Annotated in this window: 14 protein-coding genes; 10 read left to right on the top strand and 4 right to left on the bottom strand. The window is 41.9% G+C overall.

All coding sequences use genetic code 11. From position 1 onward, the window contains the following. The first annotated feature begins 42 nt into the window (after nucleotides 1-42). On the top strand, nucleotides 43-255 hold the full coding sequence (gene nqrM / locus KQP93_RS13410; RefSeq protein ID WP_055020649.1) for a (Na+)-NQR maturation NqrM: 213 nt from the start codon (nucleotides 43-45) through the stop codon (nucleotides 253-255). Nucleotides 256-521: 266 nt separating this feature from the next. After that, nucleotides 522-1,499, top strand: a complete 978-nt coding sequence (locus KQP93_RS13405) for a transposase (RefSeq protein WP_217874796.1) — start codon at nucleotides 522-524, stop codon at nucleotides 1,497-1,499. A gap of 213 nt (nucleotides 1,500-1,712) precedes the next feature. Here KQP93_RS13405 and KQP93_RS13400 read toward each other — a convergent pair whose 3' ends face one another. Continuing rightward, nucleotides 1,713-3,068, bottom strand: coding sequence for a M14 family zinc carboxypeptidase (locus KQP93_RS13400; RefSeq protein WP_217874795.1), 1,356 nt, complete (start codon nucleotides 3,066-3,068; stop codon nucleotides 1,713-1,715). 415 nt (nucleotides 3,069-3,483) lie between these two features. On the opposite strand from KQP93_RS13400, the gene KQP93_RS13395 reads away from it, so the two are divergent. The 6 genes from KQP93_RS13395 (at nucleotide 3,484) to cyoE (ending at nucleotide 9,063) form a co-directional block, all read left to right on the top strand. Then, nucleotides 3,484-3,903 (top strand): hypothetical protein, encoded by a 420-nt coding sequence (locus tag KQP93_RS13395; protein ID WP_217874794.1) that lies wholly within the window; start codon nucleotides 3,484-3,486, stop codon nucleotides 3,901-3,903. 236 nt (nucleotides 3,904-4,139) lie between these two features. Then, nucleotides 4,140-5,054, top strand: coding sequence for a ubiquinol oxidase subunit II (gene cyoA, locus KQP93_RS13390; RefSeq protein WP_217874793.1), 915 nt, complete (start codon nucleotides 4,140-4,142; stop codon nucleotides 5,052-5,054). 2 nt (nucleotides 5,055-5,056) lie between these two features. Next, a complete protein-coding gene (cyoB, locus tag KQP93_RS13385) occupies nucleotides 5,057-7,045 on the top strand; it encodes a cytochrome o ubiquinol oxidase subunit I (RefSeq protein ID WP_217874792.1) in 1,989 nt (662 codons plus the stop codon). Beyond that, complete coding sequence (cyoC, locus tag KQP93_RS13380) at nucleotides 7,042-7,677, top strand: cytochrome o ubiquinol oxidase subunit III (protein ID WP_217874791.1); 636 nt, start codon at nucleotides 7,042-7,044, stop codon at nucleotides 7,675-7,677. Before cyoB ends, cyoC begins: the two co-directional genes overlap by 4 nt. Beyond that, complete coding sequence (gene cyoD / locus KQP93_RS13375) at nucleotides 7,677-8,036, top strand: cytochrome o ubiquinol oxidase subunit IV (protein WP_135923748.1); 360 nt, start codon at nucleotides 7,677-7,679, stop codon at nucleotides 8,034-8,036. The genes cyoC and cyoD overlap by 1 nt, the downstream gene beginning before the upstream one ends. Nucleotides 8,037-8,178: 142 nt before the next feature. After that, nucleotides 8,179-9,063, top strand: a complete 885-nt coding sequence (gene cyoE / locus KQP93_RS13370) for a heme o synthase (RefSeq protein WP_062566718.1) — start codon at nucleotides 8,179-8,181, stop codon at nucleotides 9,061-9,063. A gap of 80 nt (nucleotides 9,064-9,143) precedes the next feature. Here the strand turns inward: cyoE and KQP93_RS13365 are convergent, their stop codons facing one another. The 3 genes from KQP93_RS13365 to ettA form a co-directional block, all read right to left on the bottom strand. Then, nucleotides 9,144-10,052 carry a histone deacetylase family protein gene (locus KQP93_RS13365; protein ID WP_217874789.1) on the bottom strand — a complete coding sequence of 303 codons (909 nt, stop codon included), beginning with the start codon at nucleotides 10,050-10,052 and terminating at the stop codon, nucleotides 9,144-9,146. 53 nt (nucleotides 10,053-10,105) lie between these two features. Then, nucleotides 10,106-10,471 (bottom strand): PilZ domain-containing protein, encoded by a 366-nt coding sequence (locus KQP93_RS13360; protein WP_217874788.1) that lies wholly within the window; start codon nucleotides 10,469-10,471, stop codon nucleotides 10,106-10,108. Nucleotides 10,472-10,586: 115 nt separating this feature from the next. Next, entirely contained in the window at nucleotides 10,587-12,260 is a 1,674-nt protein-coding gene (gene ettA / locus KQP93_RS13355) for an energy-dependent translational throttle protein EttA (RefSeq protein ID WP_217874787.1), read from the bottom strand. A 246-nt stretch (nucleotides 12,261-12,506) separates the two neighbouring features. On the opposite strand from ettA, the gene KQP93_RS13350 reads away from it, so the two are divergent. Then, complete coding sequence (locus KQP93_RS13350) at nucleotides 12,507-13,454, top strand: homoserine O-succinyltransferase (RefSeq protein ID WP_217874786.1); 948 nt, start codon at nucleotides 12,507-12,509, stop codon at nucleotides 13,452-13,454. Then, complete coding sequence (locus KQP93_RS13345) at nucleotides 13,444-14,511, top strand: homocysteine S-methyltransferase family protein (protein WP_217874785.1); 1,068 nt, start codon at nucleotides 13,444-13,446, stop codon at nucleotides 14,509-14,511. The genes KQP93_RS13350 and KQP93_RS13345 overlap by 11 nt, the downstream gene beginning before the upstream one ends. Nucleotides 14,512-14,518 lie beyond the last annotated feature (7 nt).

Genomic DNA, 14,518 nt, shown 5'->3' with positions numbered 1-14,518 from the left:
TTAGTTGGGCTCGATTTAATTGCTGACGATAGGGGCAAAGCAATGTCACTTTTTCTTCTTACATTTGGTCTACTTATTTTAATTGTGGCAGCGATGGCTGTCGGCATGATAGTGCAAAAGAAATCTATGGCCAGTAGCTGTGGTGGCCTAGGTGCTGTTGGTATAGACAAAGCCTGCGACTGCGACGACCCATGTGACAAGCGTAAAAAACGCATGGCAAAAGAACAAGTCTGGAAAGAGAATCAAATTCTTTAACCACAAAAAAGCGCCTAAGGCGCTTTTTTAATACCTAAATTTTACAAGGACAGTCACTTTTATTTGTTAACTTATTCTTGCAGAATTTTACAAGGACAGTCACTTTTATCTGTTAACTTCTTCTTGCAGAATTTTACAAGGACAGTTGCAGAATTTTACAAGGAGAGTCACTTTTATTTGTTAACTTATTCTTGCAGCAAAGAAGATTTTGTCTAAACTTTAGTTACAGCTAATGCATTTCAAATTATCAGTTCAAGGAGTGAACGATGGCTTTAGCAAGGAAGCGGCAAATCTGCTTGTCGAACACCAAGTATTATCACTGCGTATCCCGTTGCGTTAGACGCGCTTACCTTTGTGGAGAAGACGCACTCACTGGTAAATCATATGAACACCGCCGAGGATGGGTCGAAGAGCGCCTGCTTGCTCTTGCAAAGGTATTTTGTATTGATGTGTGTGCTTACGCAGTGATGAGCAATCATACGCATTTTGTTCTTTATATTGATGATAAAAAAGCAAATAGGCTAACCGATAAGTCCATCCTTTTACGCTGGTTTAAGCTCAGTAAAATGACCCCTTTAGGCCAAAAATTTCTCTATGGTGAGCCGCTAAGTGATGGTCAGAAAGTATTCTTAAATAAAGAGGTTGCAGAATATAGAAAGCGCCTTTCAAGCATTAGTTGGTTCATGCGAATGCTTAATGAATATATTGCCAGACGTGCAAATAAAGAAGACGAGTGTACAGGTCACTTTTGGGAAGGGCGTTTCAAAAGCCAAGCGCTCCTTGATGAATCAGCACTTTTAGCATGTATGGCCTATGTTGATTTAAACCCTGTTCGTGCTAAAGCTGCGAGCACGCCGGAGCAATCGGACTATACCAGTTTTAAAAAGCGATGCCAGGGCGCGAAGGAGTCAAAGCAACCTAAGTTACTAGCTCGTTTTATTGGTGGTATGAACAAGTATAAATCAAAGGGAATAGCTTTTGAGTTAAAGTCATACCTGTTACTTGTGGAGCAAACAGGGCGTTGTATCAGCGCGGATAAGCCGGGATATATAGAGCATAATTTACCTCCTATTCTTGAAAGGCTGAATTTCGAACCGGAAAAATGGTTAACACTAACAACCCAATTTGAAAACTTATTTCATGGAGCTGCAGGTCGAGTAGATGCAATTGAAAGTTATTGCAGTAAAACTGCTCGTAAGCGACGAAGTAACCTAACAAGCTGCAAGTTATTACTTGCTAGTTAATCTTAAATTTCTCTCGACTTTTATTTTTTGCAAACACTTGCAGTTAAGTTGTGCTCTCAATTCTCATAAAGCTAAACTTTTTTTCTTGGTTTTTATTATTAGATTGAGCTAATAGGGTGGTTTGCTTAAACAACGATTATTTTAGGTAACAAAATTAAGGTATTTGGAGATTTAACAGGCACTTTTAACAGTGCCTGTCCTCTTAAATCGTGTTTAATCTAAATTAATTAGCTCAGCCCCTAAAACTGCGTACTTATTTTTGCCGTTTGCTTGTAAGAAAAAGGCGGCGGGTGCATGAAGTGAAGGTATTGATGTAAATACACTTTTGCAAGCGTAAACTGGCCATTTTGTGGCGTTTTCTAGCATATTAATATCGCCAGAAAAGCAACTATACCCTTGTTTTAAAAGCTCTTTATATTTATTTTCTGTAAGCATTATCGACTCATTTAAAACAAAGCTGTTACCGGTTCTAAAGCTTAGGTTGCTTGCATCTAAACTGGTGTAACCTTGTCGGATACTGCTTATATCACCCAATTCTTTAATTATGGGTGACTGTCCTTTGTTGTTTATTGCAATATCTATCTGGTAATCACCAAGTTCACTCTTTACTGTTACATCGTCTATTAGTAAGTCTACCCAATTGTCTTTAGCGTTAAATGGAATAGCGTGGTATTGGGTTATTTTAGCGCTTTGCCATTCTCCTGAAGTTATTGAATCAATAGCCTTTTTATATAAAACACGGTTAACTTTACGGGCTATTTGGCGATTTGGATCGTTTGGGTAAGCGCCTGATTCAATTAATATAGTTCGGATACCTTTTTCTGAGAAAGTATCTCCAAAACTGCGATAAGAGTAACTGTCGTTGTACTTGCCTAAGTGCCCGGGGATCATTGATTCAACCGTTTTGGCTAAGTGGGCAATAAATTGCATAGCCTCACCACGACTTTTATTTATTTCTCTTGCTTCATTATAGGCGGGAGCAAGCACTGAAATGGTGGCTTGTTTACCCATTTTGCCGGCACCGTAATATGCATTCTGATCATGTAAATTAAAGCCGAAATCAGGTTTGAATTCATTTGCAGCGGCCATGAGTATTTGTCCTTCTTTTGTGCGAAGGGCTTTTGCATCACGATTTAAATCAATACCTTGTGCATTATGTCGGGTCTGAGCAGCGGCGCCGTCTGGGTTCACCATAGGGATAATGAGAAGAGTTATTTTCTGTTGCCAGCTTTCTAGCCATTGTGCGTTTTCATCTGCGGTTATAAAGCTTAAAAAATCCATTAATGCAGCAGTTGCTGTATTTTCGTCGCCGTGCATTTGGCTCCACATCATCACTTTGATTGGGCCGGTGCCGATTTTAAGAGAGTTAAGTGCCTGTCCTTGGAAAGAGGTGCCGATTTGTTTTAGTGTGACGCTTGGGTGTTTTGCTGCGCTTTTTAAGTGTGGCTCTATATCGGCGTAGTAAATCGCAGGTTTATCTAAGCCAGCTACAGCGGTGTCTTCAATCGTATTTGCGAATGTACAGGTACTTAATGCTAAAAGGGCTGTGGCGAGTGCATATAGGCGCATAACTATCTCTTTTATTCTTTATTTTAACATTCTGTAGAATATTATATTTACACTCGTTTGGCTAATCCTTGTTCAGTATTAAAGCTTTGATTGCTACTGACTAAGTATGCTTTAAATCGCTATTTTTATGCTATTTTCTTTTTCTTCATTGCTTTTCGCTATATAAAATACAGTATTACTTTTAAAGGCTTAGCTTTAATAAGTTGGTTTTTTTACAGTTTGTTATCAAACGGCTAAACAACACTTAACCTTGTGTTGTTAATTTCTACTTGTACCGTCTGTTGACTTTGTTATACTCCACATCGAAATTTCAGTAATTACTGAAACTTTATTGATGAAGATCATGTTACCGCATTAAAAAATAGGGTAAGCCACTTACCTCAAATGCAGTAAAAGCGATAAAAAGGCGTGAGTTTTGCGAGCAATTAATCAGTCACAAGGTGTCAAACAGTCTAGCTTAGCTAGATTGCAATTGGCTGCGCGTGCGTTTTTTGCTGGTAAAGAACTAATGTCAGTTTTAGCCTTGTTGCTGATTAATTCAGCCATGCTAATCAACGGCACATTAGAAGATGCTCAAGGGCTAAGAAGCTTATTAAGCGAAGGTGCTTTATTCGAAACACCATTACTTAATGTTTTGAGTTTTTTAGCTTACCCTGTGGTGTCTTGCCAATTACTTATTGGTTTATGCTGGTTGGTCTTCCATTTCTTCCCTGCGCGTCGTGCAGGTGTCATTTTACGTAAAGCGGCCTTCGCTGCGCGTGAAACGATAAAGTCTTTAGTAGTACACAGCGCTCATGGCTGTCGTGCTCCTCCTCGTGTAAGTGGTTGTCTGTAAATAAGCTTTGTTGCTTAAGTTCAGCCATTTAGTCGATTTTCTAAGTTGTCTTAACTAAGCACCTAGTGGGATTTTTACGCCCAAATTTCAGTCAGCCAACCTAAACTCCCTCACTTTTTAGCGTGCCTATTTGTCGTGCTCGTTATTCAGCCGAGGGGTATCTGTAGCATCTGTTGCAGAAAAGCGTCGTGTACTTATTTCGACAAGTGTTAACTTTTAGGTTGTAGGATATTCCTTTGTCAATTCGAAACCTTTGTAATATTGCTCTAGCGTCTTTAGTGCTGGCTTTGTCTGGCTGTAAAGGCGGGGTACTCGATCCAAAAGGTCAAATTGGTGTCGACGAGAAGTATTTAATTATCGTAGCTACGGTGTTAATGCTGATTGTTGTGATTCCAGTTATTGCCATGACAATTTATTTTGCATGGAAATACCGTGATGGACGAGATCAAGAAATTTACGCTCCAAAGTGGGCGCACTCTAATAAGATTGAAGCTGTAGTTTGGACCATTCCTATCATCATCGTTGCGATTTTAGGTGTGATCACGTGGCAGTCAACGCAACAACTTGACCCATATAAACCACTTGAGGGTAAAGGTAAGCACCTTACTGTTGAGGTTGTTTCTTTGAACTGGAAATGGCTATTCATTTATCCAGAGCAAGGCATCGCCACAGTGAATGAGCTTGTTTTTCCTGCCAATGTGCCAGTGCAGTACAAGATCACCTCAGAAAGCACCATGAACTCGTTTTTCATTCCACAGCTTGGTAGCCAAATTTATTCAATGGCAGGCATGGAAACAAAGCTTCACTTAATTGCTGATGAGCCAGGTACTTTTAAAGGTTTCTCTGCTAACTACAGCGGTGCAGGTTTCACTGGTATGAAGTTCGAGGCCATTGCAACAGCCACAGAAGCTGATTTCGATGCATGGGTTAACAAAGTAAAAAATACCGGCTCTGCACTGACTAAGCAAAGCTATGTTGAACTTGCAAAACCAAGTGAATACGACCCAGTTAAATACTATGCCAGCGTAGATAAAGATATGTTCCATTCAATTGTAATGAAATATATGCAAGCGCATGGCTCTCACGGTGCAATGCAACACGCTATGCCTGAGCATTCAGCTCATAAGAAGCACAGCGAGGACGAGGAATAATCATGTCGTTGTTAGGTAAATTAACATTAGACGCAATCCCGTACCATGAACCAATTATCATGGTTACCATGGCGGTCGTTGCTGTCTTAGGTCTGTTAGTGGCAGGCTTAGTAACAAAATATAAAAAATGGGGCGTGATTTGGCACGACTGGATCACCTCAATCGACCATAAGCGTTTAGGTGTTATGTACATCATTCTTGCGCTTATCATGCTTTTCCGTGGTTTCGCGGATGCCATTATGATGCGACTGCAATTAGCAATGGCTACCGGCGGTGCAAGTGGTTACTTACCACCAGAGCACTATGACCAAATCTTTACGGCGCACGGGGTGATCATGATCATCTTTATGGCGATGCCGTTTATGATTGGTTTAATGAACATCATCTTACCTTTGCAAATTGGTGCCCGTGATGTTGCATTCCCATTCTTAAATAACCTTAGCTTTTGGTTAACTGCTGGCGGTGCAATCCTAATCAATATCTCATTATTCTTTGGTGAGTTTGCGAAAACGGGTTGGGTTGCATATCCACCACTGTCAGAGTTGTCATTCAGTCCAGGTGTCGGGGTCGACTATTATATATGGGCCTTGCAGATATCCGGCTTGGGTACCTTATTAACATCGGTAAACTTCTTAGCGACTGTATTTAAAATGCGTGCACCAGGCATGACATTAATGAAAATGCCTATTTTTACTTGGGCATGTACGTGGGCGAATATCTTAATTGCAGCATCGTTCCCAATTTTAACTGCTGTACTGGCAATGTTAACGCTTGACCGTTATCTCGATTTCCACTTCTTCACGAATGAATTAGGTGGTAACGCGATGATGTACATCAACTTATTCTGGGCATGGGGTCACCCTGAGGTTTACATTCTGATCTTACCTGCGTTTGGTATTTTCTCAGAAGTTATCTCAACGTTTGCTGGTAAACGCCTGTTTGGTTATAAGTCGATGGTTTACGCAAGTGGTGCAATTTCGATTTTAGGTTTTATCGTTTGGCTTCACCATTTCTTTACTATGGGCTCAAGCGCTAACGTTAATGCCTTCTTTGGTGTTATGACCATGGTTATTGCAGTGCCGACCGGGGTTAAGTTGTTTAACTGGTTATTCACTATGTATCGTGGTCGTTTACGAATTACTGTGCCTGTCCTTTGGACTTTAGGTTTTATGGTGACTTTCACTATCGGTGGTATGACCGGCGTGTTACTTGCTATTCCTGGCGCTGACTACGTATTACATAACAGCTTATTCTTAATCGCTCACTTCCATAACACCATCATTGGTGGTGCGGTATTTGGTTATTTAGCTGGTTTTGCGTTTTGGTTCCCTAAAGCAATGGGCTTCAAACTTGACGAGAGCTGGGGCAGAAGATCTTTCTGGTGTTGGTTAATTGGTTTCTTCGTGGCATTCATGCCGTTATACGTACTTGGTTTCTTAGGTATGACACGTCGCTTAAACCACACTAACAACCCTGATTGGAACATTTGGTTATACATTGCAGCTGGCGGTGCGGTGATCATTATGTTCGGTATCTTGTTCCAAGTTGTGCAACTTGTAGTGAGCTTCAAAAACCGCGAGCAACTTGATGATACAACGGGCGATCCGTGGAATGGTCATACGCTTGAGTGGGCATCTGCTTCACCTCCACAGTACTACAACTTTGCGAAAATCCCACATGTTGATGACATCGATGCGTGGACAGACATGAAAGAAAAAGGCTTAGCTTACAAACAAGAAGCCTCTTATAGCCCAATTCATATGCCAAAAAATACATCGGCAGGTGTATTAATGAGTGCAGCTTTAACAACCTTCTGTTTTGCCATGATCTGGCACATTTGGTGGCTTGCAGCCTTTGGTTTACTGGGTGCAATCGTGGTGTTCATCAAGCGTTGTTACACCAGCGATGTTGATTACTACGTGCAACCAGATGAAATTGTTGAACTAGAAACGGCTCACAATACAGCCGCTACTAAGGAGGTGAATGCATGAGTAGCATTTCTGCAGGGCTCGACACCTTAAACGGCGCACACGGTCATGTCGATGCACATGACCATGAGCACCACGATACAGGTGGTAACACCGTATTTGGTTTCTGGCTTTATCTTATGACTGACTGTTTGTTGTTTGCATCATTCTTTGCAACCTACGCAGTATTGTTCATGAACACTGCTGGTGGTGTGTCGGGTAAAGACATTTTTGAACTTGATTTTGTTGCGGTTGAAACCGCAGCTCTACTACTTAGTAGTATTACTTTTGGTTTTGCGATGATTTCTGCTCACGGGCAGAAAAAAGCGGCTACGTTAACTTGGTTGCTGGTTACCTTTGCCTTTGGCGCAATGTTTATTGGTATGGAAGTGTACGAATTCCATCACCTAATTGCGCACGGTAATGGCCCTCAGCAAAGTGCCTTTTTAACATCGTTCTTCTCTTTAGTGGGCTTACACGGTCTTCACGTTACAGCCGGTCTTATTTGGATGACTATCCTGATGATTGAAGTTGTGCGCCGTGGTTTAAACCCACAAACAGTGACACGCCTAAGTTGTTTAAGCCTATTCTGGCACTTCTTAGATGTGGTGTGGATCTGTGTATTTACCGTTGTTTATTTAATGGGAGCAATGTAATGAGCCACAGTGAATCACATGTAATTAATAACTTAGAAGTTCATGCACATAATGAACAATCACATGGCAGCGTTAAAGACTATTTAATTGGTTTTGTATTGTCAGTGGTTTTAACGGCTATTCCATTTTGGGCTGTGATGAGTGGTTCGTTTTCTAAAACGACCACTGCATGGTGCATCGTGAGCATGGCGATTGTGCAAATTTGGGTGCATTTAAAATATTTCTTACACCTAAACTTCAAAACAGAAGACGGCAAGGCAAGTTCATTGTCGTTTATCTTTAGTGCTTTAATCATTGTAATGGTGGTTGGTTTGTCGGTGTGGATCATCTACGAATCGAACGCCATGATGATGTACTAATAACAATTACTTGGTAATTGGTAAAAAGATTTACGAAAGGAGCTGGTTAGTCTGAGGTTGTGTCTCCAGTTCTTACAGTCTGTTACTAACTAGTTTCTTTCGTAATATTGCGTTTGTGCTGAAAATTAGAGGAGTCGAGGAAGTGTTTCGACGTTATTTAAATGTCACTAAACCTGGCATTATCATGGGCAATTTGATCTCTGTCGCGGGGGGATTCTTGCTAGCCTCTCGTGGTGATGTTGACCCATGGTTAATGATCGCAACCTTACTAGGGTTATCTTTAGTAGTGGCATCAGGATGCGCGATCAATAACGTAATTGATCGTGATATTGATGTTGCTATGGCGCGCACTCGCAAACGCGTCACAGTGACTGGCGAAATGTCAGCAAAGGCGGCTATGGCACATGGCATCGTGCTTGGTGTTATTGGTTTCGGGTTATTAGCTGTGTATACCAACGTAGTGGCACTCTTATTTGCTACTTTTGGTTACGTCATCTACGTAGGTGTTTACAGCTTATACATGAAACGTCGTTCTGTGTACGGCACCTTTGTAGGAAGTTTATCTGGCGCAGTACCGCCTGTTGTGGGTTATTGTGCCGTAACTGGGCAGTTTGATGCTGGTGCTGTGATTTTATTGGTTATGTTTAGTCTATGGCAAATGCCTCATTCATATGCAATTGCAATCTTTCGTTATAACGACTACCAAGCGGCCAGAATTCCTGTGTTACCAGTAGCGCAGGGGATCGAGAAGGCAAAGCATCACATTGTTTTATATATCGCCGTGTATGCGTTGGTTGTGATGTTATTAACCATTAGTGGTTATACAGGTTTAGCCTTTATGGCTGTAGCCTGTACAACGAGTTTTTGGTGGTTGCTAATGGCGCTTCGTGGCTATCGTCGCAATATTGATGTCAGCGGCTGGGCGCGCCAAGTGTTTGCTTTTTCAATTGTAAACATCACGGTTTTGAGCATAGCTATGGCTTTAGATTACCATTCGGTAGCTCCACAGCTACTTGTTTTAACTTAGAAAAAAGTTGCTAACATATCCCAATGTTACAGTAGCAAAGGCCCGGTTTTTTCTCCCCGGGCCTTTTTTCTTTGTCGCTTTTAAAAACGAGCAGCTTGTTCAACTACAATGCCATGGCGAGCCGCTAAACGGCGATGGTCTTTATCATAACCACCACCAATTACTGTTGCGACAGGTACATTGTGCTCAAGGCAACGCTTGAGGACTAAATGGTCGCGTTGCACTATCCCTTGCCAGCTTATATCAAGTTTTCCTAAGCCATCTTGCAGCCACACATCTACACCTGCATCATAAAGCACTAAATCTGGGTTTAGGGTGTTTAATAAATAACTCAGCGTATCGTCAACAACGCCTAGGTATTCACTATCAGCGACATTCGGTGCTAAACCTATGTCTAAATCGCTGGCTGATTTTCGAAATGGAAAATTCTTTTCACAGTGAATAGAGCAGGTATAAGCATAGGGCTGATGCGCCAGCATTGCTGCGGTACCATCACCTTGATGAACATCTAAATCAAAAATAAGTATATTGGTTACTTCACCACTTTTTATTAGGGTTTCGCTGGTGAAAGCGAGGTCGTTTACCATGCAATAGCCTGAGCCAAAATCGGTATGGGCATGATGAGTGCCCCCCGCTAAGTGACAAGCGATGCCATGTTTAAGGGCTAAACGTGCTGTTTGTAAGGTGCCCAGAGGCGCGGTAAAGGTACGTGCCATTAGCTCTTTTGACCAAGGTAAGCCAATACGGCGCATCGCTTTTTCATCTAAGCGGTTGTGCCAAAGGTCGTTGATGTAGTTTTCGCAGTGCACTAATTCAAGAGGCTCAGGGCTGCCAAGCATCGGTTGAGTTAGGTTGTCATTTATTAATCCAAGGTTTTGTACATGCTCATATAAATAAGCAAACTTACTCATCACAAAGCGATGGTTAGGATCGAAACTAAACGAGTAATTTGGGTGATACACCAAGGGTAAGTGGGGATTTAACTGCATAGCTCATTGAATAGCTGAATTTGCTACAGCATAACGAATCTACCGGCAAATGTTTACTCTGGCGCGTGAATTAAATGAGCTAACTCGCGATGTAATAATGCCTCATCACCCAGATTTAGCTCAATCAATCGTTTTAAGTGAGTAATACTATCAATATCGATATGTTCGCAGCGAAGGCCTGCATGCTGATGCTCAACATGGCACAGCTCCACTTGCATTTTAATCTCGATAGTTGACTCTGGCAGGGTAAAGATTAAGTCAGCTTTACTATGAATAGGCACTAAAAATGAATCACTTTTAGTAATGAGTGCACCTTGCAAAGATAAATCAAGTAACTGACAGTGATAGTCGTTATCTTTGATACGAAGGATCGCAGGGCAAGAAAATAATACCCGCGAAAACTCTCTGCGTTCATTCATAGCTGTATCTCCCACTTTAGTTACTTAATGAGTATAGATCATAATGGAGTGAGTGATAGTAAAGCTTAATGCAACAAAAAAGCCCCTAGGTAGGGGCTTTTTGAGTATCAGCTAATTAGCCAATTTTTTTGTATTTAATACGCTTAGGTTGTGCCGCTTCTGCGCCTAAGGTTTTCTTCAACCACTCTTCGTATTCTGTGTAGTTACCATCGAAGAAGTTAATTTGGCCTTCATCACGGTAATCAAGAATATGTGTAGCAATACGGTCAAGGAACCAACGGTCATGCGAGATACACATTACACAGCCAGGGAACTCTAAAATAGCGTTCTCAAGTGCACGTAGTGTTTCAACGTCTAGATCATTGGTTGGCTCATCCAGTAGTAATACGTTACCACCTGCTTTTAATAGCTTAGCTAGGTGTAAACGGTTGCGCTCACCACCTGATAGGTCTTTAACAAATTTTTGTTGGTCGTTACCTTTGAAGTTAAAGCGGCCAACATAGGCACGGCTTGGGAATTCAAAGTTACCAATTTTTAATACGTCTTGGCCGTTAGAGATTTCTTGGAAAACCGTGTTGCTTTCGTCCATGTCGCCACGGAACTGATCAACCGTTGCAAGCTCAACAGTGTCACCAACAAGGATCTCACCGCTATCAGGCGTTTCTTCACCGCTTAGCATTTTGAATAGCGTTGATTTACCCGCACCATTGGCACCGATAATACCTACGATAGCGCCTTTCGGCATTGCAAAGTTTAAGTCATCGATTAGTACGCGGTCGCCAAAGCTTTTCTTCAGGCCTTTTACTTCGATAACTTGGTCACCTAAGCGTGGACCCGGTGGAATGAATAGCTCATTCGTTTCGTTACGCTTTTGGTAATCGTTTTGCTGAAGCTCAGAGAACTGTGCCATACGTGCTTTAGACTTAGCTTGACGGCCTTTCGGGTTTGAACGAACCCATTCAAGTTCTTGCGCGATTGATTTTTGACGTGCTTTTTCAGATTTCTGTTCTTGTTGTAAACGTAAATCTTTTTGTTCAAGCCACGATGAGTAGTTACCTTCCCAAGGAATACCTTCACCACGGTCAAGCTCTAATATCCAACCTGCTACGTTATCTAAGAAGTAACGGTCGTGGGTTACAGCAACCACGGTACCTTCGTAGTCGTGTAAGAAGCGCTCTAACCAAGCAACTGACTCAGCGTCTAAGTGGTTGGTTGGTTCGTCAAGAATAAGCATATCTGGTTTTTCAAGTAATAAACGACAGATCGCAACACGGCGACGCTCACCACCCGAAAGGTGTTCAATTTTTGCATCCCAAGGTGGTAGGCGTAATGCATCAGCAGCACGCTCTAACACGTTGTCGATATTGTGACCATCGTGCGCTTGGATGATAGCTTCTAATTCGCCTTGCTCTTTCGCAAGTGCATCAAAGTCAGCACCGTCCATTGCATACTCGTTGTATACTTCATCAAGGCGGTTTAGTGCATTTTTAACTTCGCTAACTGCTTCTTCTACTGTTTCGCGAACTGTTTTGCTTTCGTCTAGCTGCGGTTCTTGCGGTAAGTAACCGATTTTAGTGCCTGGTTGAGGGCGAGCTTCACCTTCAAAGTCTTGGTCAACACCAGCCATAATGCGAAGTAACGTTGATTTACCTGCACCGTTTAGACCTAGCACACCAATTTTTGCGCCTGGGAAAAAGTGTAAAGAAATATCTTTTAAGATAGTGCGCTTAGGTGGCACAACCTTAGAAACTCGACTCATCGAGAATATAAACTTGTCTGGTAACACCATGAAAGAAGCCTTCAATTTATAAGAAAAATTAACAGAAAGTATTGTATACCCAAACTACCTCAAAATACAGAATTCAGCGTTTATGATAGGCTTAATATCAAGGTGTTATTTACTCAAAGAGTCATACATTTTAATTAATGACCACTCAGATATACCACTTCATTTAGACATCTAAACATCTAGAGGTTGAAATTTCTAACTATCCGTTCATAATTAGCAGTCAGATAAGTATGCTCGGAGCCAGCTATGCCCATTACAGTAAAAGATGAATTGCCTGCCATTGCAAAGTTACGTCAAGAAAACGTGTTTGTAATGCCAAAAAGTCGTGCTAAAACGCAAGAAATCCGCCCAATGCGTTTGGCCATCTTAAACTTAATGCCAAACAAAGTTGAAACCGAAGTGCAGTTTATTCGCTTGTTAGCAAACTCACCGCTGCAAGTTAATGTTGAGCTGTTGCGCTTAGATACCCATCGCACCAGTAGTAACTCTGAGCAGCACATGGATACGTTTTATCGTTATTTTTCAGAAGTGAAAGATAATAACTACGATGCCATGATTGTAACGGGCGCACCGCTTGCTCATTTAGAGTATGACGAAGTTGCTTACTGGGACGAACTAAAAATTATTTTAGATTGGGCAGAGCAGCATGTTACGTCTACGCTGTTTTCGTGTTGGGCGGCCCATGCTGGGCTTTATCATCACTATGGCCTTAAACGTGATCTGAAACCAAACAAACTCAGTGGCGTATTTACCCATAAAAGCTATTTTGACCATGCAGCGCTAACGCGTGGCTTTGATGATACCTTTTTAGTGCCGCATTCTCGTTATGGTCATATTGATATCGATAAGATCACTGCCTGCGATGAGCTCGTAGTGTTAGCCGGATCAGAGCGAGTAGGTGCCTACTTAATTAAAAATAAATCAGGTAGCCAAGTGTATATTACTGGCCATCCAGAGTACGATGCTCATACCTTAAAAGGGGAGTATTTACGCGACCAAGAAAAATCAGCGGATGCACCTAAGCCAGAAAATTACTTCCCTGACGATAACCCAGATAACGAACCGTCGAAAACGTGGCAAAGTCATGCCTTTTTATTGTTTTCGAATTGGTTAAACTATTATGTGTACCAAACTACACCGTATGATATTAACTTAGTTAGCCAAGATGTAAGGACTAACAACTATGCCGAGTAATGCAGTGAATAAACGCGAACAATTAACCGAGGCGCTAAAACAGCGAATTTTAATCCTCGATGGCGCGATGGGCACCATGATCCAAGAACATAAATTAGAAGAACAGGATTATCGCGGTGAGCGCTTTAAAGACTGGCATGTACTTATTAAAGGCAATAACGATTTATTAAGCCTGACTCAGCCAAAAATCATTGCTGATATTCACCGTGCTTATTTAGAAGCTGGTGCCGATATCATTGAAACCAACACCTTTAATGCCACGACTATTTCGATGGAAGATTACGATATGGCGAGCCTTAGCCGCGAAATCAACCTCGAGTCAGCGAAGCTTGCCCGCAGCGTGTGTGATGAACTTGAAGCAAAAGATCCTAGCAAACCGCGTTATGTAGCTGGTGTACTTGGGCCAACGTCAAAAACCTGTTCTATTTCACCAGATGTAAATGACCCAGGTTATCGTAATATCAACTTTGATAAGCTGGTGGCTGCCTATGTTGAGTCAACACTGGCATTAATGGAAGGTGGTGCTGATCTTATTTTAATAGAAACCATCTTTGATACCCTTAATGCTAAAGCGGCTTCGTTTGCTGTAGAAGAAGCATTCGAGCAAGCTGGTCGCAGTTTGCCTGTGATGATCTCAGGCACCATTACCGATGCCTCTGGCCGTACTTTATCAGGGCAAACAACCGAAGCATTTTATAACTCAATTCGTCATATTAAACCGCTATCAATCGGCCTTAACTGCGCCCTTGGCCCAGACTTACTGCGCCAGTATGTTGAAGAGCTATCGCGCGTTTGTGAAACCTTTACCTCGGTGCATCCAAATGCAGGATTACCAAACGAATTTGGTGAATATGATTTAGAAGCCACTGAAATGGCTAAAGAAATTATCGATTGGGGCAAATTTGGCTTTATCAACATTGTAGGTGGTTGTTGTGGCACCACACCGGCTCATATTAAGGCGTTTGCGAAAGGCCTTGAAGGTGTTAAACCTCGCCAATTACCTGAGCTTGAAGTGCGTATGCGCTTATCTGGCCTTGAAGCGTGTAACTTAAACTAGGAAACCG

This window comes from Pseudoalteromonas shioyasakiensis (assembly GCF_019134595.1).
GTDB classification, from domain to species: domain Bacteria; phylum Pseudomonadota; class Gammaproteobacteria; order Enterobacterales; family Alteromonadaceae; genus Pseudoalteromonas; species Pseudoalteromonas shioyasakiensis_A.
This window is presented reverse-complemented; position numbering and strand designations above follow the sequence as displayed.

What these genes read in the sequence shown, in the direction of transcription:
- cyoC (WP_217874791.1), top strand. Translation starts at nt 7,042, where the DNA reads ATGAGTAGCATTTCTGCAGGGCTCGACACCTTAAACGGCGCACACGGT.
- KQP93_RS13365 (WP_217874789.1), bottom strand. Translation starts at nt 10,052, where the DNA reads ATGCAGTTAAATCCCCACTTACCCTTGGTGTATCACCCAAATTACTCG.
- cyoB (WP_217874792.1), top strand. Translation starts at nt 5,057, where the DNA reads ATGTCGTTGTTAGGTAAATTAACATTAGACGCAATCCCGTACCATGAA.
- KQP93_RS13350 (WP_217874786.1), top strand. Translation starts at nt 12,507, where the DNA reads ATGCCCATTACAGTAAAAGATGAATTGCCTGCCATTGCAAAGTTACGT.
- ettA (WP_217874787.1), bottom strand. Translation starts at nt 12,260, where the DNA reads ATGGTGTTACCAGACAAGTTTATATTCTCGATGAGTCGAGTTTCTAAG.
- KQP93_RS13400 (WP_217874795.1), bottom strand. Translation starts at nt 3,068, where the DNA reads ATGCGCCTATATGCACTCGCCACAGCCCTTTTAGCATTAAGTACCTGT.
- nqrM (WP_055020649.1), top strand. Translation starts at nt 43, where the DNA reads ATGTCACTTTTTCTTCTTACATTTGGTCTACTTATTTTAATTGTGGCA.
- KQP93_RS13405 (WP_217874796.1), top strand. Translation starts at nt 522, where the DNA reads ATGGCTTTAGCAAGGAAGCGGCAAATCTGCTTGTCGAACACCAAGTAT.
- KQP93_RS13345 (WP_217874785.1), top strand. Translation starts at nt 13,444, where the DNA reads ATGCCGAGTAATGCAGTGAATAAACGCGAACAATTAACCGAGGCGCTA.
- cyoD (WP_135923748.1), top strand. Translation starts at nt 7,677, where the DNA reads ATGAGCCACAGTGAATCACATGTAATTAATAACTTAGAAGTTCATGCA.
- KQP93_RS13360 (WP_217874788.1), bottom strand. Translation starts at nt 10,471, where the DNA reads ATGAATGAACGCAGAGAGTTTTCGCGGGTATTATTTTCTTGCCCTGCG.